Origin of the sequence: Brevundimonas pondensis (assembly GCF_017487345.1) — a bacterium.
Classification (GTDB): Bacteria; Pseudomonadota; Alphaproteobacteria; order Caulobacterales; family Caulobacteraceae; genus Brevundimonas; species Brevundimonas pondensis.
In genome coordinates, this window is record NZ_CP062006.1 from 279826 (window position 1) to 298752 (window position 18927).

Consider the following 18927-nt stretch of genomic DNA (forward strand, 5'->3'; position numbering starts at 1 on the left):
ACGACGCCCCTCAGCGTCGGTGGTGCAGTCGTTTCCAGACGCGGTAGCCCAGAATGGGGGCGAAGCCGCAGACCAGCGCCGCCAGCAGCACCATCCAGAAGCCTCCCCCCAGCCAGTATTCCCCGGCCAGCGCCCCGGCCCCGGCCGCGACAAGCGGGCCGAGCCAGGGCAGCCAGTGCGGCGGCCGCATCTTCATTCAGGCGTCGACCTTGATGACGCCGCGACGGATCTGGTCCAACTCGATCGAGTCGAACAGGGCCTGGAAGTTGCCGTTGCCGAAGCCTTCGTTGCCCTTGCGCTGGATGATCTCGAAGAAGATCGGGCCGAAGGTGTCCTGGGTGAAGATCTGCAGCAGCAGGCCTTCTTCGTCCGAGCCGTCGATCAGGATGCGGTTCTTGCGCATCCGCTCCACGTCCTCGCCGTGACCCGGCAGACGCTTGTCGATCAGTTCGAAATAGGTCTCGATCGTGTCCTGGAAGTCCACGCCGCGGGCCTTCATGGCCTCGACCGTCTCGTAGATGTTCTCGGTGGTCAGGGCGATGTGCTGGATGCCCTCGCCGTTGTAGCGACGCAGGAACTCCTCGATCTGCGAGTTGTCGTCCTGGCTCTCGTTCAGCGGGATGCGGATGGCGCGGTCGGGCGCGATCATGGCCTGCGAGAACAGGCCGGTCGCCTTGCCCTTGATGTCGAAATACTTCTGCTCTTCGAAGTTGAACACCGAACCATAGAAGCCCGACCAGGTGCGCATCTCGCCGCGACGCACGTTGTGGGTCAGGTGGTCCAGGATCTCCAGACCCATGGAGTTCTTGCGCTCGGCCTCTTCCCAGCCTTCGATCTCATCCCAGGCCTCATACAGCGAGCCGGTCTCGCCGTACTGGTCGATGACATAGAGCAGCGAACCGCCGATGCCCTGCAGGATGTAGGGGTAATCGTTCCCCAGAGCGCCGCCGTGGACGCCTTCGGCGGCGCGGGCGCCGCGCGCCAGAGCGCCCTCATAGGCGGCCTTGGCGTCGGCGACGCGGAAGGCCATGCCGTTGGCCGAGGGGCCGTGGTCCCTGGCGAAGTCCGCCGCCTGACCCTTGGGGCTGCGGTTGACCAGCATGGTGATGTCGCCTTGCTTCAGACGCACCGCGGCCGTGGTCGGGTTCACATGGGTCGGGGTGAAGCCCATCAGCTCCAGTCGGGCGATCATGGCCTCGGGCTCGGGGCCGGTGAATTCGACGAATTCGAAACCGTCCACGCCCAGCGGGTTTTCCTGGTCGAGTTTGGCGGCGTCAATCATGGCGCGTCTCCTCATACTGCCTTTTTAGGGCGACCCATTCTTCGGTCCGGGGCGCCGATTGGGGCGGAACCTAATGGGCGGCCCCGGTCGGGCGCAAGGCGGAGCTGCGTCGAAACAGGACACGTTGCGGTGTCGCAGTCGATGATCGGCGGATGCGCGCGGGCGTCCAGCCTGCTAGAGCCGCAGGCTCAACCGGGACGCCTGTATGCTTCGCAAGCTCTATGACTGGGTCTTTTCTCTGGCCCGCCACCGTCACGCGACCCGGTCGCTGGCCGTGGTCTCCTTCGCGGAAAGCTCCTTCTTCCCCATTCCGCCCGACGTCATGCTGGCGCCCATGGTGCTGGCCAAACCGGAGCGCGCCTACTTTTACGCCACGGTCTGCACCGTGGCCTCGGTGCTGGGCGGCCTGCTGGGCTACGCTATCGGCTATTTCCTAGAGCCGGTCGGCATGTGGATGCTGTCGGTGCTGGGCAAGGCCGATACGTTCGAGGCGTCCAAGGCCCTGTTCCAGCAGCACGGGGCCTGGGTCATCCTGATCAAGGGCCTGACGCCGATTCCGTTCAAGCTGATCACCATCGCCTCGGGCATCTTCCAGTTCAACCTGGCCCTGTTCGTCGCCCTGTGCGTCGTCACCCGCGGCGCCCGCTTCTTCCTGGTGGCCTTTGTGCTGAAACGCTGGGGTGAGCCCATGCTGGCCGTGATCGAGAAAAGGCTGGCCCTTTTCACTGTGCTTTTCCTGGTTCTGCTGGTCGGCGCCGTCTTTGCGGTCAAGCTGATCGGACACTGATCGACGCGGGCTTCGGCTGAGGCTAAGAAAGGCGTCATGACGCGCCTGTATCAACGACTGACCCGCTGGTGGACCGCCTTTGCGCTGGCGGCCTCCCTGGCCATGCTGGGCGCGGCCCACGCCTTCGAGCGGTTCGCGGGCCTGCCGCCCTGCAACCTCTGCCTCAAGCAGCGCGAGGTCTACTGGGCCGCCGTGGCCATCGCCGGGGCCGCCACCTTCTGGGCCGTGTTCAGCCGCGCCAGTCGCGGGACGCCGCGCATCGCCTCCTTCCTGCTGGCCGCCGTCTTCTTCACCGGGGCGATCACGGCGGGCTATCACGCGGGCGGCGAGCTGCACTGGTGGGCTTTGCCGGCGACCTGTTCGGGCGGTGATCCGCTGGCATTCAATCTCGACGGGTTGAGCGCTCTGGCCGACGGCACTGCCGAGATGAAGCCCATCGTCGGCTGCGGCGACGTCCCATGGAGCCTGTTCGGGATCTCCATGGCGGGCTGGAACTTCCTGATCTCCCTGGCGCTGGCTGTCTTCAGCCTGCTGGCGGCGAAACGTCCCAAGGACGCGCGCGCCCCGAGGGCGTAAAGAGGCGATCATGACCCAGGCATCCGACACCGTCGCCGCCGCTCGCCGCATTCCCCTGCCGCGCCCCGGCGTGGGCCAGACCCGCGCCCGCATGGCCGAGATGCTGCGCGTCGACCACGCAGGCGAGTTCGCCGCCGTCCACATCTACCGCGCCCAACGCGCCGTGCTGGAAGGCCGCAAGGGCAAGGCCGCCATCGCCGCCGACCTGACCGAAATGGAAGGTCATGAGGCCGTCCACCTGGCCCGCTTCGAGGCCCTGCTGACCGAGAACCGCGTCCGCCCCACGGCCATGATCCCGCTGTGGAAGCTGGCCGCCACGGCGCTCGGCGCCGGCACCGCCCTCATCAACGAGAAGGCCGCCCACGCCTGCACCGAGGCGGTCGAGAGCGTCATCGAGAAGCACTACGCCGACCAGATCGAGGAGGTCCGCGAGCGCGACCCCGAACTGGCTGCTGAATTGACCAAGTTCCGCGAAGAAGAACTGGCCCACCACGATCACGCCATCGAGCATGGCAGCCGTGAAGCCCCGGCCTACCGCCTGCTAAGCAGCGTCATCAAGGTCGGCTGCAAGGCCGCCATCAAGATCAGCGAACGGATCTGACTTCTTCCTTCTCCCCTTGAGGGAGAAGGTGTCATGCGGAGCATGACGGATGAGGGGTGATGACGGCGCCTTCGATAGTCAGGCTCGACGTCAGCACTGCTTGTTTCCAGACGCCTCGCCGACACCCCTCATCCGAGCGCCTTCGGCGCCCACCTTCTCCCTCAAGGGGAGAAGGATCATCGGATGTCAAACGCCAGCATCATGGTCCGTTGCACGGCGTTGAAGTTGTCGTCGGACAGGATGTAGAGCCGCGTCCGGTCGCCACGTCGCTCGGCCGCGATCCCCTCGAAATTATCCGTCGTGCCGGGCAGTTTCAGCTCGACCAGCACCGGCCCCAGGGTTCCGTCCTGGGCCATGCGTCGCACCCGCGCCCGCACGTCGATCGGCGCGCGATAGGAGCGCTGCACCACGAACCAGCCGCCCGCCGGATCGCGGTCCATGCCGGTGATGCGGTAGTCGGCGTCGGTCAGCGGCCTCTCGGGCGGCGGCGTCACGACGGCGCAACGCACGGCCGAGCAGTTCCACACCCCGCCGGATTCCCCGGCCACGCGCCATCCGTCGCCCGACGCCGCCAGCCCCTCCATCCCGTCGTTTTCGGTAAACGGGAAGTCCGGCCGCCGCACAGCCTCGGGCGCCCGCAGCGCCGCCAGCGGGCCGTAGTTCCAGATGCGGTGGTCGCGCTCAAAGCTGACCAGCAGGTCGCCGCCGGCGGTGATCGCCAGCCCCTCGGCGTCGCCCTCCATCTTCTGGCTGATCGGCGCGCCGTCGGTCAGGGTCAGGCGACGCACGCTCAAGCCTTCCAGCCCGATCAGCCGCCCGCGCGCATCCAGCGCCAGCCGCCCGCGCGCCAGATCGCCGACGTCGGACACGCTGATGAAGCCCCCGTCGCCGGTCAGCTTCAGGTCCGACAGGCTATGCAGCGGCGAATCCATGCCGGCCAGCACCGTCACGCCCCCGGCGTAACGCACGCCCTTGCCCAGCACCGCCGCCCCCGGCATGCCCAGACCCACCGTGCGGGTCGAGGCGCTGACCGGGCTCCAGCCGTCCGCCTCGGACGTCGGCGTCCACGGCTGCGAGGTGACGACCGCGCTGGCGCAGGCCGCCAGCGTCAGCGCGGCCAGGGCCGCGACATAGACCCGCCGGTTCACGCTGCGCGCTTCTTCGCCGACCGCGCCACGGTCTTGGGCTTGGCGTCGAACAGTTCGGCCAGCTTCTCGGTCATGACCCCGGCCAGCTGCTCGACATCGACGATGGTGACCGCGCGGCGGTACCAGCGGGTCACGTCGTGGCCGATGCCGATGGCGATCAGCTCGACCGGCGACTTCGTCTCGATCTGCTCGATCACCTGACGCAGGTGCTTGTCCAGATAGAGAGCCGCATTGGCGGATTGCGTCGAGTCGTCGACCGGCGAGCCGTCCGAAATCACCATCAGGATCTGGCGCGACTCGGTGCGGCCCAGCAGTCGTTCGTGCGCCCAGGTCAGGGCCTCGCCGTCGATGTTTTCCTTCAGCAGGCCCTCGCGCATCATCAGGCCCAGGTTCTTCTTGGCCCGGCGCCACGGCGCGTCCGCTGACTTGTAGATGATGTGGCGCAGGTCGTTCAGGCGGCCCGGATTGGCGGGCTTGCCGGCGCTGATCCAGGCCTCGCGCGACTGGCCGCCCTTCCAGGCGCGGGTGGTGAAGCCCAGGATCTCGACCTTGACCCCGCACCGCTCCAGCGTCCGCGCCAGAATGTCGGCGCAGACCGCCGCCACCATGATCGGCCGCCCGCGCATCGAGCCCGAGTTGTCGATCAGCAGGGTCACGACCGTGTCCCGGAACGGGCTCTCGCTCTCCATCTTGAACGACAGGGGGCTGGTCGGATCGGTGATGACGCGGGTCAGGCGCGCGGTGTCCAGCACGCCTTCTTCCAGGTCAAAGGCCCAGCTGCGGTTCTGCTGCGCCATCAGGCGGCGCTGCAGTTTGTTGGCCAGACGCGACACCACGCTCGACAGGGTGGCCAGCTGGGCGTCCAGCAAGGACCGCAGCCGGTCCAGCTCCATCGGATCGCACAGCTCCTCGGCCCCGATCGTCTCGTCATAGGCGGTGGTGAAGGCGTGGTAGGCGTTGACGGCGCGTCCGTCGTCGGTGCTGTCCTGACGATTGGGCAGGGCGCCTTCGTTCAGTTCGGGGCCATCGTCGCTGGCCTCGCCGTCGGGATCGGCCGGGGCGCCGTCGGGGCGGGTCTGGCGCTCGTCCTCGGCGGACTGGTCGTCGGCCGTGCCTTCCAGCGACTGGCCGCCTTCGCCGCCGTCCTCTTCTTCCTGTTCGTCCTCGTCGGGCGTATCCTGCTGCGACTGGTCGGGCTCGTCCTCGCCCTGCTCGTCGTTGGCGTCCTCGGCCTGACCGTCGCCGGGATCGAGGTCCAGCGCCCGCAGCACGTCCTTCAGCCTGGCGGCAAAGGCCGTCTGGTCGTCGGCCACGGCGGCCAGGGCGTCCAGTTCGGCCCCCGCCTTCAGCTCCAGATTGGACCGGACCAGGTCCAGCATGGTCTTCAGCCCGTCGGTCGCGGGCTCGCCCGTCAGGCGTTCGCGCACCAGCAGGGCGGCGGCCTCGGCCACCGGCACCCGTTCAGCCTCGGCCCTGAGGGCGCCCGACTTCTCCAATCGGGTCAGCAGCGCCGCGTTCATATTGTCGCGCACGCCCTTCAACGCGCGCGCGCCCACGGCCTCGACCCGCGCCTGTTCGACCGCGTCGAAGACCTCGGCCGCCGTCTGATCAATCGGGCGCAGCCGGGCGTTCAGCCCCTCGTCGTGATTGGCCAGCCGCAGCGCCAGCCGGTCCGCCTGACCGCGCAGGGCGGCGCTCTCGGGCGCGCCCGGGTCGCGCGGCGGATGCGGCAGGGTCAGGACCCCGTTCGACAGCCGCGGCCCGTCCGAGCCGAAATGCACCTCCAACTCGGCCTGCTCGGCCAGAGCGCGCGCGGCATTGGCTAATGCGCGTTTGAAGGTCTCGGCGGGGGTCTCTGCGGCGGCCATGGGCCACACATAGACCATGCCGCGCGGGGGGGAAGGGGGCGGGCGCTCTTACTTGGGTCTGACCCGCACCCGCATGGCCCCGCCCGCCCCGGCCTCGACGTCGAACCGGCCCGTGGCGCGGATCAGCTCGGACAGCTTGGCGTGGCCATAGGTGCGCTGGTCGAAGTCGGGATAGGCGTTCCTCAGCCGGTTGCCGATGCCGCCGATATTGACCCAGCCGTCACCGTCCTCGTCCATGTCAGCGATGGCGGCGGCGATCAGGCGCACGGCGTCCGACGGCTTCTTCTCGGCGACCGGGGCGGGGGCGGCTTCGTCGTTGTCGCCGCCGCCGCCCCGCCCGGTCAGGTTCTCGGTGTAGATGAAGCGGGTGCAGGCCTGACGGAAGCTCTCGGGCGTCTTGCGCTCGCCAAAGCCGTAGACCGGCACGCCCTGCTCGCGGATGCGCGCCGCCAGCCGGGTGAAGTCGCTGTCCGAGGACACCAGGCAGAAGCCGTCGAAACGCCCCGAGTGCAATAGGTCCATGGCGTCGATGACCAGGGCGATGTCGCCCGAGTTCTTGCCCTTGGTGTTCTGGAAATTCTGCTGCCACTGGATGGCCCAGCGGGGCAGGACTTCGATCCAGGACCTCAGCGCCGGGCTGGCCGCGTCGCCATAGATGCGTCTCGCGCTGGCCTCGCCCAGGGTGGCGATTTCGGTGAACAGGGCTTCCGCGATCCGGGCCGAGGCGTTCTCGCCGTCGATCAGCACGGCCAGACGCGGCGCGCGAGCGGCGGTGGGCAGGTCGGTCGGCATGGGCGAAGCCTTCTCTGTTTACACGCCGCCAGCCTCGACCCGCAGGCGGGCGCGGTCAACCGCCGACGCGCGTGCTACAGGACGCCTCATGACCCAAGCTTCCCAAGCCCCCATGCGCCGCCTGATCGACCTGCCCGGCGTCGATGATCTGGAACTGAAGGCGCTGATGAAGCCGCGCTACGCCGATCCCGACGCTCGCGACGAGTTCCCCGAGATCGACGCCCTGACCGCCGACCTGTTCGGCCTGACCGGCGACGAAGCCGAGGCCGTTGAACGGCCTGTAGATTGGGATGACATCCACCGTCTGTCCGGCGTGGATCTGGCCGAGGCTTTCGAGGCCCTGGGCTGGGACGTGACCGACAAGCGTCGCAAGCCGCTGCGTCTGTTGCCCCACTACGCCCTGCCTCTGGCGCTGGCCATTCGCGGCGTGGCCGGCGAGCTGCCCTTTGTGGCCGAGCCTGATCACCCCACGACCGACTGGGGCGCCGGCCTGGCCGCCGAGGCGGCGCGCTTCAGAAAACGATAGCGCAACGAAAAAGGCCGGCGGGTCGCCCCGCCGGCCTTTCCGTTTTCTCGATCGACTGGCCCTACTGGGCCGTCGTCGGGGCCGGGGCCGAGCGCACCTCGACCGGCAGGCCGAGCGCGTCCAGCTGAGGCTTGACCACCGAGGCGTCGCCGACCACCACCCAGACGAACTTGGCCGGATCGATGGCGGCGCGGGCGGCGGCGTCCATCTGTTGGGCCGTCAGGGCGTTGATGCGGCCGGCCAGGGCTTCCTGATAGCCGTCAGGGCGGCCGTACAGGGCGTTGGAGCGCAGGGCGCCCAGCACCTGGGCCGAGGTTTCATAGCTGCCCGACAGGCCGCGCGTGTCGCCCAGAACCGTGCGGTCGCGCTCGGCCTTGGTGACGCCGTCGGCGCCGAGGAAGCGCTCGTACTGACCGATCAGGGCGGCGATCGATTCGCCTGTGCGGTTGGCCTGGACCGGGGCGTTGACGATGTAGGGCGAGCGGTTCTGCATCGTGCTGACATTGCCGCGCACGCCATAGGACCAGCCCTTGGTCTCACGCAGGTCGGCGTTGATCCGCGACAGGAAGTCGGCGCCCAGAACCGTGTTGGCCGTGGTCAGGGTCAGCAGGTCGTCCGTGCCCGACACCGGCAGAACCTGACCGCCGTAGATCAGCGACTGCGGCGACTGCGGGCGGTCGATCAGGACGATGCGGGCCGAGGTCTGGGGCAGGGCGGCGTTGAACGACTTGGCGCCCTTGGCGGTCGTCGGCGCGCGCCAGTCGCCGAAGGCGGCTTCCAGCTGCGGCTTCAGTTCGGCCAGCGGCAGATCCGAGACAACGAACAGCTTGGCGTTGTCGGGACGGATCCAGCGGGCGTGTTCCGCCGCGAGGTCGGCGCGCGTCAGACCGCGGATCACCGCCTCGTCGCCCGAACCGCTGAACGAACGGCCGTAGGGGTGTCCTTCGCCATAGATCAGCGGCGGCAGGGCGCGAGCAGCGATGGCGGCCGGCTGTGTCTTTTCATTGGCCAGGCCGGCCAGGCGCTGGGCGCGCAGACGCTCGACCTCGGCCGGGGCGAAGGCGGGGTTGCGCACCATGTCCGACAGCAGGGTCAGCGACGGCTGCAGGTTGGTGGTCACGGTCGACAGGCTGGCCGAGGTGCGGTCCATCGACGAACCGACCGAAACGCTGGCGCCCAGACGCTCCTGGGCTTCGGCCAGGGCCTTGGAATCGCGTGTCGTCGTGCCTTCCTGCATGACGTTCAGCATCAGGGTGTGCGCGCCCAGGCGATCGGCGCTATCGGCAGCGACGCCAGCGTCGAACTCCAGCGCCACGCGCGTCACGGGCACCGTGGTCGAACGGGCGTAGACCACCTCGATCCCGTTCGACAGGGCGGCGCGCTCCACGGCGGGGAAGTCGACGTTGGACACCTGGCCGATGGCCGGGGTCGCCTCGCGGGCCACGCGCTGGATCGGCGCCGCCGGCGCCGGGGTCGCGCCCGACGGGGCGGCGGCGGCCTCGACATAGGCCTCGCGCTCGCCCGGCACGACGATCTGGCTGTAGACGGGGCGGCTCAGCCACTTCTTCATCGCGGCCTGGACCTGGGCCGGAGTCACGGCGGCATAGGCCGCCAGCTCCTTCTTGTAGAAGTCGGGATCGCCCGAATACAGTTGCCCTTCGGCCAGGACCGAGGCCTTGCCGTTGGCCATTTCCAGACCCTGGATGCGGCGCGAGGCGAACTGGGTCACCACGCGGTCGATCTCGTCCTGGGTCGGGCCGTTGGCGATCAGGTCGGCCAGGACGGCGTCCATGCGGCGGGCCACGGCGTCGGCGTCGGCGCCCGGCTTCACCATGGCCGAATAGCTGAACATGCTGACGCGCTGGAAGGCCTGGTTGCCGGCCGAGACGCTGGAGGCGATCTGCTCGTCGCGCACCAGCACATTGTCCAGACGCGAACTCGCCAGCCCGCCCAGCACCGATGCGCCGACGCTCAGCGGCACCGAGTCCGGGTCATTCAGACCTGGCGTCGCCCAGGTGCGGCTGATGCGGGTCTGGGCGACGCGGTCATGCAGCACCTGCTCGACCGGGGCGGCCAGGGTCGGGATCGGCGCTTGCAGCGGGGTATGCACCGGGCCGCGGGCGATGCCGCCGAAGTAGCGTTGGCTCAGTTCGCGGGCCTTGGCCTCGTCGATGTCGCCCGACAGGACCAGGATGGCGTTGTTGGGGCCGTAGTTCTGGCGGAACCAGTCGCGCACCGTCTCCATGCTGGCGGCGTCCAGATCGGCCATCGAACCGATGGTCGAGTGGCGATAGGGATGGCCCTCGGGGAACAGGGCTTCCAGCGTGGCGTAGTAGGTCAGGCCGTAGGGCTGGTTGTCGCCCTGGCGCTTCTCGTTCTGGACGACGCCGCGTTGCAGATCCAGCACCTCCTGGCTGACCTGGCCCAGCAGATAGCCCATGCGGTCGGATTCCAGATACAGGGTGTAGTCCAGCGCCGGGGTCGGCACCGTCTGGAAGTAGTTGGTGCGGTCGAACCAGGTCGTGCCGTTCAGGCCCGTGGCCCCCGCCGCGTTCATCGTCTGGATGTGGCTGGACGGCGAGTTTTCCGACCCGCCGAACATCAGGTGCTCGAACAGGTGCGCGAAACCGGTCGAACCCTTGGGCTCGTCCTTGGAGCCGACATTATACCAGACCGACACCGCCACCACGGGCGCCTTGCGGTCCTCGTGGACCAGGACGGTCAGGCCGTTATCCAGCTGGAAGCGCTTCCACGGAATGTCGACGCGGGCGACCAGCTCCGACACCGGCGCTCCGCGCAGCGGCGTGGCCGACGGCGCGGTCACGGCGGTCGCGACGGCGGGCGTCGAGGTGTGGGCCAGAACGGGCGAAGCGACAGCCACAAGGGCGGCCAGGGCTACGGAAGAGGCGGCAAGGCGCATGGATTTCAGTCCCCAACAATGATGTTGGGCCGAACCTTAGCCGCGCATCTTCGAACGGCAACGCGACACATTGCTATATGAACGATTGTTCATGTTCAGGGCGCCGCCTTCAACGCCTCCAGCGCCTCGCGCATCGGCCACCGCCTGCGCCTCGAAGGGCTACGCCTTTCAGCGTGCTCAGGGAGTAGGCGAGGTTCAAGCCGCAATTGCGACGGGGAGGGCGCAGCGTTCGCTAGCTGCGCCCAAGCCCTCAATCCTCATCCATCTTCAGGGCCGCGATAAACGCTTCCTGCGGGATCTCGACCTTGCCGAACTGGCGCATGCGCTTCTTGCCGGCCTTCTGCTTCTCCAGCAGCTTCTTCTTGCGGGTGGCGTCGCCGCCGTAGCACTTGGAGGTCACGTCCTTGCGCAGGGCGCGGACGGTTTCGCGGGCGATGATCTTGCCGCCGATGGCCGCCTGGATCGGGATGACGAACATGTGGGGCGGGATCAGCTCCTTCATCTTCTCGACCATGCCGCGGCCGCGCGTCTCGGCGCGGGCGCGGTGGACCAGCATCGACAGGGCGTCGACCGGCTCGGCGTTGACCAGGATGCTCATCTTGACCAGGTCGCCGACCTTGTAGTCGGTGATCTCGTAGTCGAAGCTGGCGTACCCCTTCGAGATCGACTTCAGGCGGTCGTAGAAGTCGAACACCACCTCGTTCAGCGGCAGCTCATAGACCACCAGGGCGCGGCTGCCGACGTAGGACAGCTCGACCTGGGTGCCGCGGCGGTCCTGACACAGCTTGATGACGCCGCCCAGGTATTCGTCGGGGGTCAGGATGGTGGCCTTGATCCACGGCTCGCTGATGGTCTCGATCTGCATCACGTCGGGCAGGTCGGCCGGGTTGTGCAGGTCGATCTCGGTCCCGTCGCGCTTGCCGATCTTGTAGACGACCGAGGGGGCCGTCGCGATCAGGTCCAGATTGAACTCGCGGCTCAGGCGCTCCTGGATGATCTCCAGGTGCAACAGGCCGAGGAAGCCGCAGCGGAAGCCGAAGCCGAGCGCCGCGCTGGATTCCATCTCATAGGTGAAGCTGGCGTCGTTCAGGCGCAGCTTGCCGATGGCGGCGCGCAGGTCCTCGAAGTCGGCGGCGTCGACCGGGAACAGGCCGCAGAAGACCACTGACTGGACTTCCTTGAAGCCCTTCAGCGGTTCGGCGGTCGGCTTCTTCTCGTCGGTGATGGTGTCGCCGACGGCGGCGTGGGCCACTTCCTTGATCTGGGCGGTGATGAAGCCGACCTCGCCCGGGCCGAGCTGATCGACCGGGGTGTTCTTGGGCAGGAAGACGCCGACGCGATCGACCAGATGGGTCGAGCCGGACTGCATCATCTGCACCCGCATCCCGGCCTTCAGCACGCCGTCGAAGACACGCACCAGCAGAACCACGCCCAGGTAGGGGTCGTACCAGGCGTCGACCAGCATGGCCTTCAAGGGGGCGTTGACGTCGCCCTTGGGCGCCGGCAGGCGGGTGACGATGCCTTCCAGCACGTCCTCGATGCCGATGCCCGACTTGGCCGAGCACTCGATGGCGTCCGAGGCGTCCAGACCGATGACGTCCTCGATCTGGGCCTTGACCCGCTCCGGCTCTGCGGCCGGCAGGTCGATCTTGTTCAGGACCGGCACGATCTCGTGGTTGTTGTCGATCGCCTGATAGACATTGGCCAGGGTCTGGGCCTCGACGCCCTGCGAGGCGTCCACCACCAGCAGCGAGCCTTCGCAGGCGGCCAGCGACCGCGACACCTCATAGGCGAAGTCGACGTGCCCGGGCGTGTCCATCAGGTTCAGAACATACTCGAGCCCGTCCTTGGCCTTGTAGTTCAGGCGCACGGTCTGCGCCTTGATGGTGATGCCGCGTTCCTTCTCGATATCCATATTATCAAGGACCTGTTCCGACATCTCTCGCGCGGACAGGCCGCCCGTGAACTGAATCAGGCGGTCGGACAGGGTCGATTTGCCGTGGTCGATGTGGGCGACCACCGAGAAGTTGCGGATGCGTTCGATAGGGGGCGTCGTCATGGTCCGCGCGCTTAGCATCCGCCGGGCCGGAAGGCTACGGGAACGGCGTGTGGCGTGCGCGCTCGCCGTCGGCGTGAAAGCGGCGCGCCTGGCGGGTTCGTGTTTCAGGCGAAGAAGGCGGAAGTTTCGCGACAGAAATCTCTATTATCTTATCTTTTGATTTTGTTCGAAAGTTTTAGTTACCGAAAGGTTAAACCTGTCGGAACTGTTCGACGAAAGCTGACGTTGGCGCTCTGGAGCTAAGGCTGGGAGTGGGCCGCTATGAACCGTTGTGAATACAGCGAGAATTGCAAATTCGGGCTGGTGGAATCTTGTGCGAATATTGAATCGCCCGCCAACGCATGTGTTAATTGCGAGGCGGCGGCCTAGTCATGGGCGACACCATTCTCATCACGGGCGGCGCGGGTTTTGTCGGTCGCCATGTCGCCAGGACCTTGCTGGATCGCGGTCACCGGGTGCGGGCCCTGGACGGGCTGATCGCGCAGGTTCACCCGCGCGGCGAGCGGCCCGCCGATCTGGACCCTGAAGTTGAACTGCTGGAAGGCGATATTCGCGACGCGGCTGCTGTGCGCCGTGCGCTCGCGGGCGTCGACAAGGTGGTTCACCTGGCGGCTGAAGTCGGGGTGGGCCAGAGCATGTATGCGGTTGATCGCTACACCTCGGTCAATGACTACGGTACGGCGGTGCTGTTCCAGCAGCTGATCGATCAGCCGGTTCGCCGCGTCGTCGTGGCCTCCTCCATGAGCATCTACGGAGAAGGTCTGTACCGTACGGTTGACGGTGAACTGAGGCAGGATGTCGTGCGCGGACGGCGTAATGCGGATGGCTCGTGGGACCCGCTCGATGCGAGCGGGCGACCCATGATCCCGGCGCCGACGCCCGAGACCAAGGCGCCGACGCTGAAGAGCGTTTATGCGATCAACAAATACGTGCAGGAACTGCTGACCCTGACCCTGACCGCCCAGTACGGGATGGAGGGCGTGGCGCTGCGGTTGTGGAACATCTACGGTCCCGGCCAGGCGCTCTCCAACCCCTATACGGGGGTTCTGGCCATCTTCGCCTCACGGATCGCCAACGGCCATCCGCCGATGGTGTTCGAGGACGGGCGTCAGAGGCGGGATTTCGTCCATGTTGCTGACGTGGCTCGTGCTTTCGCCTTGGCTCTGGAAGAGCCGATGGCGACAGGCGAGGCGTTCAACATCGGCTCTGGCGAGGATCGTTCGGTCGAACAGGTGGCGCGCCTTCAGGCCGCCTCCATGGGGCGTTCCGATCTGGAGCCTCTCATCACCCAGCAGGCGCGGGCGGGCGACATACGTCACAATATTCCGGACCTGACCAAGGCGCGAACCCTTCTGGGCTATGCGCCGCAACAGGATTTCAGCGACGGCCTGGCTGAATTGGCCGAGTGGGTGGCCAGTCAGGAGAGCGAAGACCGTGTGGTCGAGGCGCGGAATGAACTGGAGATGCGGGGGCTGGTCCTGTGACCCGGGCTCCTGAAGGCGCCGCGGGTCGCGATGCGCGCAATCGTGGAGGACACGAAGAGGCCATGACGTCCAGAATCCGAAATCAGAGCGTGCTCGTCGCCGGCGGCGCGGGCTTTCTGGGCTCGCATTTGTGCGACCGTCTTCTGGCGGAAGGCGCACGTGTGCTGTGCATCGACAACCTGCTTACCGGCAGTCTGGACAATCTGGAGCGCGCCTTCAGCCACCCCCGGTTCGAGTTCATTCTGGCGGATGTGGTGAAGCCGTTGCCGGGACGGATCACGCGGCGGCGTTTCGACCGCATCTACAACCTGGCCTGTGCGGCTTCACCGCCGCTGTATCAGGCCGATCCGGAACACACGTTGCTGACCAGCGTCCTGGGCACCAAGCACCTGCTTGACCTGTCCGAGGCCAAGGCGGCGCGTTTCCTGCTGACCTCGACCAGCGAAATCTACGGCGACCCCCATGTTCACCCTCAGCCCGAAACCTATTGGGGGAATGTCAACTCGACCGGGCCGCGCGCCTGTTACGACGAGGGCAAGCGGTGCGCCGAGACCCTGAGCTTCGATTTCGACCGTGCGGGCAGGGGCGAGGTCCGGGTGGCGCGCATCTTCAACACCTATGGTCCGCGTCTGTCGGCCGAGGATGGGCGGGTGGTGTCCAATCTCGTCAGCCAGGCCCTGGCGGGCGCCGACATTACTGTTTTCGGCGACGGCAGCCAGACCCGGTCGTTCTGCTATGTGGCCGACCTGGTCGGCGGCCTCATGGCGCTGATGGAGCATGACGGGCCTCAGCCCGGTCCGATCAATCTGGGCAATCCCACTGAACTGACCGTCCGCGAACTGGTCGAGGTGGTGTTGGAACTGACGGGCTCTTCGTCCGAAGTGACGCATGCTCCGCTGCCGACGGATGATCCCCGGCGGCGTCGCCCGGACATTTCCAAGGCGGCCACAGTGCTGGATTGGCGTCCCTCGACGTCTTTGACGCAGGGGCTGAACGCGACGATCGACTGGTTTGACCAACAGGCGCGTGCGCGCAAGGTCGCCTCGGCCGCAGACGGCGTCGCCCTGTCCGCGTGATTTCTGATTTCGTGAAGGCAGAACCGGCGGCGCCGTGTGGAAGCGCCGCCGGAATCCGGTCGTCTAGAAGCTGCGGCTCAGGCCGATAGCCAGATAGGGCTCGGTGTCGCCATCGCCGACACGTCCCCCGACAGAGACGCGAACCTCGGTTCCAGCCGTGGGTTCGAAGGCGATCACCGCGCCCAGGGCCTGACGATCATAGGTGGGGTCGCCTTCGAGTATGGCCTCGGCGCCCAGACGCGGCCCGCCCGGCCGCATTTGGCGCGTGACCTCGCCGCGAACATAGTAGTCCTCGATATCGACGCCATAGGAAGCGAAGCCGACCGTGCGCCAGGCCCCCGCGTAGCGAGCGCCGTCGACGGACAGCAGGGCGTCCCACTGCTGTCCCTGGCGCGGGTTCTGCGGATCGTCCCGGGACAGGTCGGTGTCCGAATAGCGCGCGCCCACGCCCAGATTCAGATAGCCCCACTCGCCCGATCGTCTGTGCACCAGCGACAGCTCCAGATTGACGAAGTCCGCGTCGAAATCGGAGCCGCCGCGCCGGTAATCATAGCTGCCGGCGGAGGCGATGGGACGCACGGCCCACCCCTGATCCGGGTGCGCGCCGGGAAGGGGGACCAGGGCGCCAAGGTAGCCGAATTGATCGTTTGCGACGAAGCCGCCGCCGAAGATCGCAGGCCGGTCCTGGGCCATGGCCGGGCTGAACAGGCCGCAAGCGACGAGAGTCGCGGCGAGCAAGAGCGCGGGTCGGCTGTGTCGCAAGGCGATAGGCATCGAACCTGTATCCTCCCTCAAGGGGCCCGCTCGCCAGTCGGCGACCGTCCCGAACGTTCCACCAGATGCCACAGTTCCGCCCTATCAATTGACATGAAATGAACAGGGGGGCCTGATTTCAGAGCGTCGTCGTGATGAGCCGTGCACGGCTCGTTAAGCCTGATCGGGCAGGCTGACCCCCACATCACCGACGACGGACCGGTTTGATGCGTATTTCTTCGACGCGCCGAGGCTTTCTCGGCGGCGTAATCATTGCGCCTGCTCTGATGGGCTTTTCGAATTCCACCGATGCGGAGGGCGGCATGGGCGCCGTCGATCGTCGCGGCCCGTCGCGAGGAGCCGCCCGCGACGGGCGCTACCTGGGCGCGGCGGTGCGAATCGACCAGATCGAGGCCGAGCCCCGTCTGGCGGAGGCGGTGCTGCGCGATTGCGCCTCGCTGACGCCGGAAATCGACATGAAGTGGGATGCGCTGCAGCCTGGACCGGGCGAATGGCGCACCGGACCGGCCGACGGATTGGTCGCCTTTGCACGTCAGCATGGCCTGGCCGTGCGCGGCCACACCCTGTTGTGGGATCAAAGCACCCCGGCCTGGGTCCGAGCGCGGCTGGAGCGCGACCCTGGCGACTGGAGCCTTGTCGCCGACTATTTCAAGACGGTGCTCGGGCGTTACGGCGCCTTCGTCGACGAATGGGACGTGGTCAACGAACCCATCGATACCGGCGTGCGCGACAATTTGCGCGCGACCGTCTTCCGCAAGGCCTATGGTCCCGACTATGTCGCGCGGGCCCTGCATGAGGCTAGGGCCCATGCGCCTCATGCGCGGTTGGTCGTCAACGACTACGGGTTCGACTACGACAATCCGGTCGAGAATGCGCGCCGCGCAGCCTTCCTGCGTCTGCTTGAAGATCTCAAGGCCAGGGGCGCGCCCTTGGACGGTGTCGGCGTTCAGGCGCATCTGGATCTCGGCAAGGGACCGCTGAAGCGCGAACTGCTGGCCCCCTTCTTCAGTCGCATCGCCGATCTGGGGCTGGGCATCGCCATCACCGAGCTGGACGTCAAGGAACACGATCTTCGCGGCGATGTGGCGGAGCGCGACCGTCAGGTCGCGGATCACGTCCAGGCCTATCTCGACATCGCTCTGGAGCAGGCATCGGTGACCGGGGTGACCACATGGGGTCTCAGCGACCGCCACTCCTGGCTGCAGAAGAAGCCCGTCCGGCCGACGGCCAGTCCGGCGGGTCTGAACCGCGGCCTGCCCTATGACGGCGCCCTGACGCCGAAGCCGGTCTACTGGACCATCCAGCAGGCCATGCTCGACGCCAAGGCGTCGCCGATGCTCACGAACCGCTGACAATGGACGCCTGACCGCGACGTTCTGAGCGGATCAGCGCCTCGTTCGCATTGATCTTCTCGGTGCGCTCCCAGACCAGGCCGCCGTCGCGCATGAACATCCAGAAGCCGAGCCACAGCGGGATCAGCCACACCACCCACCAGATCATGAGGAACAGGGGGTTGACCTTCAGCATGTAGATCAGCCGGTCGGAGGTCTTGTCCAGGACCAGGGCTGTGCGCTTCCAGGTGCTGACGTAGAGCCCGATCAGGGTCAGGATCAGAAGTGTGACGTTGATCAGGGACAGCCAGAACAGCCAGGCCGGAATGGCGGCGTTGTGGAAGCCGAGCGTCAGCGCCCAGACCCCGGTGGGGAAGCCGAGCGCATTCACCCACAAGGAGGCGCAAGGCAGGAAGTTGGTCCAGGCTTTCATTTTCTGAACGGGCGTGAAGTCCAGTTCGTCCAGCGGCCGTCCCAGGCTCTGGAAGAAGCCGCAAACCCAACGTTTGCGTTGGGTGATCCCTCGACCGAAGGTCAGAGGCGTTTCCTCGATCAACGGCTCCTCGATCACGCCCAGGCGTTTGCCGGCCGCCCAGAAGCGCATCCCCACCTCGGGGTCCTCGATCGCCAGCCAGGGATGGAAGCCGCCCAGGGCCTGCAGGTCCGAGGCGCGGAAGAAGACGCCCTTGCCCAGCACCCAGTAGGGATGTTTCCCGTCTGCGCTCAGATGGCGATACTTGCGGCCGTCCCAGGCCATATGGTCGAAGGCGTGCCAGCTGGCGGCCAGGCTCGCGTTGAGATTGCCCGCGACGTTTTCCGCCTGGAGCACGTCGTACTTCAGCATGCCGGCGGCACCTGCCCGGAAATGATCCGGCGGCGGGCAGCTGTCGGCGTCGATGTAGTCGATCAGGAAGTCCTCGCCCTGGGGCGTTTCGTCGAGCACCCTGTACAGGGCGTAGATCAACTGGCGGGTCTTTTTGGGCGGCAGGTCGCGGTTCTGCGCATGTGGTCCCCGCCGCCACCAGTAGGCTCGGGGATTCTGGTCCCAGGCTTTCCACACGACATCCCATGTGGCGTCGCTGGTCGGCGGCACCTCCATGATGCTCAGGAAGCCGAATTCGGATCTCAGCCGTTCCAGGCTGGCGATGGTCTCGCGGTCGTCGGCGTTCGGAATCGCCACCACGCGCCAGCGGTCTTTCGGATAGTCCATGCGGGCCAGGGCCGTGAAGGTGGTCCGCATCGTCTCCTCCAGTTCGTGAAGGACCGGATAGAACATCAGGATCGGCGGCGAGGCTTCATCAGGCGGCGCTGTCGTCGCGCTCACCAGATTCACTGGGCGCGAGAACAGATAGAAGTCGACCAGGAAGGTCAGGGCGTAGAGAATTTGCGCGATGGCGAAGAGTATTAGCCAGACATTCTGGCCGGATGTCAGATCAATGGCGTTCACCTGGAAACTCCCCTCCAGACTGCCGGCGCCGGTTGGCGTCAAACACATGACAATGGGTCAGGGCCCCCCAGCGGGGCGATCACCGACTGCGCAACGCGTTCAAGGGCGCGAAGATGCATCAGCTGCTTCGCTTTGTACTTTTTGTGTCGATGAGTGAGAGCAAATCTGGTGATTATTGCGCCAGTCGTGGTGGCGATTATTGTTTTTTATGGCTCACGTTTACGTTATTGTGGCCAAAAATGGATGTTTTAAATCT

16 protein-coding genes are annotated in these 18927 nt (G+C 66.7%); 7 read left to right on the plus strand and 9 right to left on the minus strand.

Annotation, left to right across the window (positions count from 1 at the left end; all coding sequences use genetic code 11):
• Window positions 1-10 precede the first annotated feature (10 nt).
• Both IFE19_RS01610 and hppD read right to left on the minus strand, forming a co-directional pair.
• Window positions 11-196: a hypothetical protein gene (locus tag IFE19_RS01610; protein WP_207825113.1), complete on the minus strand. Its 186-nt coding sequence runs from the start codon at window positions 194-196 to the stop codon at window positions 11-13.
• A complete protein-coding gene (gene hppD / locus IFE19_RS01615; RefSeq protein ID WP_207825115.1) occupies window positions 197-1282 on the minus strand; it encodes a 4-hydroxyphenylpyruvate dioxygenase in 1086 nt (361 codons plus the stop codon). It abuts the gene before it with no gap.
• Between the two features lie 205 nt (window positions 1283-1487).
• On the opposite strand from hppD, the gene IFE19_RS01620 reads away from it, so the two are divergent.
• The 3 genes from IFE19_RS01620 to IFE19_RS01630 are packed head-to-tail and all read left to right on the plus strand — an operon-like array spanning window position 1488 to window position 3246.
• Window positions 1488-2069: a YqaA family protein gene (locus IFE19_RS01620; RefSeq protein ID WP_207825117.1), complete on the plus strand. Its 582-nt coding sequence runs from the start codon at window positions 1488-1490 to the stop codon at window positions 2067-2069.
• A 36-nt stretch (window positions 2070-2105) separates the two neighbouring features.
• The gene (locus IFE19_RS01625; RefSeq protein ID WP_207825119.1) at window positions 2106-2645 is read left to right on the plus strand and encodes a disulfide bond formation protein B; all 540 of its coding nucleotides are present in this window, start codon (window positions 2106-2108) and stop codon (window positions 2643-2645) included.
• Between the two features lie 10 nt (window positions 2646-2655).
• On the plus strand, window positions 2656-3246 hold the full coding sequence (locus IFE19_RS01630) for a demethoxyubiquinone hydroxylase family protein (protein ID WP_207825121.1): 591 nt from the start codon (window positions 2656-2658) through the stop codon (window positions 3244-3246).
• 176 nt (window positions 3247-3422) lie between these two features.
• Here IFE19_RS01630 and IFE19_RS01635 read toward each other — a convergent pair whose 3' ends face one another.
• Genes IFE19_RS01635 through IFE19_RS01645 form a run of 3 tightly spaced genes read right to left on the minus strand, consistent with a single transcriptional unit; the run spans window position 3423 to window position 7054 of the window.
• A complete protein-coding gene (locus IFE19_RS01635; RefSeq protein ID WP_207825123.1) occupies window positions 3423-4394 on the minus strand; it encodes an esterase-like activity of phytase family protein in 972 nt (323 codons plus the stop codon).
• Window positions 4391-6262 (minus strand): cobaltochelatase subunit CobT, encoded by a 1872-nt coding sequence (cobT, locus tag IFE19_RS01640; RefSeq protein WP_207825125.1) that lies wholly within the window; start codon window positions 6260-6262, stop codon window positions 4391-4393. Before cobT ends, IFE19_RS01635 begins: the two co-directional genes overlap by 4 nt.
• A gap of 48 nt (window positions 6263-6310) precedes the next feature.
• Window positions 6311-7054 (minus strand): NYN domain-containing protein, encoded by a 744-nt coding sequence (locus IFE19_RS01645; protein ID WP_207825126.1) that lies wholly within the window; start codon window positions 7052-7054, stop codon window positions 6311-6313.
• Between the two features lie 88 nt (window positions 7055-7142).
• Between IFE19_RS01645 and IFE19_RS01650 the strand changes: the two genes are divergently transcribed.
• Window positions 7143-7580 (plus strand): hypothetical protein, encoded by a 438-nt coding sequence (locus tag IFE19_RS01650; protein ID WP_207825128.1) that lies wholly within the window; start codon window positions 7143-7145, stop codon window positions 7578-7580.
• A gap of 61 nt (window positions 7581-7641) precedes the next feature.
• Here IFE19_RS01650 and IFE19_RS01655 read toward each other — a convergent pair whose 3' ends face one another.
• Together IFE19_RS01655 and lepA are read right to left on the minus strand one after the other, a co-directional pair.
• Window positions 7642-10500: a M16 family metallopeptidase gene (locus IFE19_RS01655; protein WP_207825130.1), complete on the minus strand. Its 2859-nt coding sequence runs from the start codon at window positions 10498-10500 to the stop codon at window positions 7642-7644.
• A gap of 250 nt (window positions 10501-10750) precedes the next feature.
• Window positions 10751-12559, minus strand: a complete 1809-nt coding sequence (gene lepA / locus IFE19_RS01660) for a translation elongation factor 4 (protein ID WP_207825132.1) — start codon at window positions 12557-12559, stop codon at window positions 10751-10753.
• A 371-nt stretch (window positions 12560-12930) separates the two neighbouring features.
• Here lepA and IFE19_RS01665 point away from each other — a divergent pair, with 371 nt between their 5' ends.
• The gene (locus tag IFE19_RS01665) at window positions 12931-14043 is read left to right on the plus strand and encodes an NAD-dependent epimerase/dehydratase family protein (RefSeq protein ID WP_207825134.1); all 1113 of its coding nucleotides are present in this window, start codon (window positions 12931-12933) and stop codon (window positions 14041-14043) included.
• 62 nt (window positions 14044-14105) lie between these two features.
• Entirely contained in the window at window positions 14106-15119 is a 1014-nt protein-coding gene (locus IFE19_RS01670) for a UDP-glucuronic acid decarboxylase family protein (RefSeq protein ID WP_225910346.1), read from the plus strand.
• A 63-nt stretch (window positions 15120-15182) separates the two neighbouring features.
• Here IFE19_RS01670 and bcsS read toward each other — a convergent pair whose 3' ends face one another.
• Window positions 15183-15893 carry a cellulose biosynthesis protein BcsS gene (bcsS, locus tag IFE19_RS01675; protein WP_207825136.1) on the minus strand — a complete coding sequence of 237 codons (711 nt, stop codon included), beginning with the start codon at window positions 15891-15893 and terminating at the stop codon, window positions 15183-15185.
• Window positions 15894-16195: 302 nt separating this feature from the next.
• On the opposite strand from bcsS, the gene IFE19_RS01680 reads away from it, so the two are divergent.
• On the plus strand, window positions 16196-17245 hold the full coding sequence (locus IFE19_RS01680) for an endo-1,4-beta-xylanase (RefSeq protein WP_207825137.1): 1050 nt from the start codon (window positions 16196-16198) through the stop codon (window positions 17243-17245).
• Here the strand turns inward: IFE19_RS01680 and IFE19_RS01685 are convergent.
• Window positions 17232-18671 carry a glycosyltransferase family 2 protein gene (locus IFE19_RS01685; protein ID WP_225910347.1) on the minus strand — a complete coding sequence of 480 codons (1440 nt, stop codon included), beginning with the start codon at window positions 18669-18671 and terminating at the stop codon, window positions 17232-17234. The two genes, IFE19_RS01680 and IFE19_RS01685, sit on opposite strands and share 14 nt — an antisense overlap.
• Window positions 18672-18927: the final 256 nt, after the last annotated feature.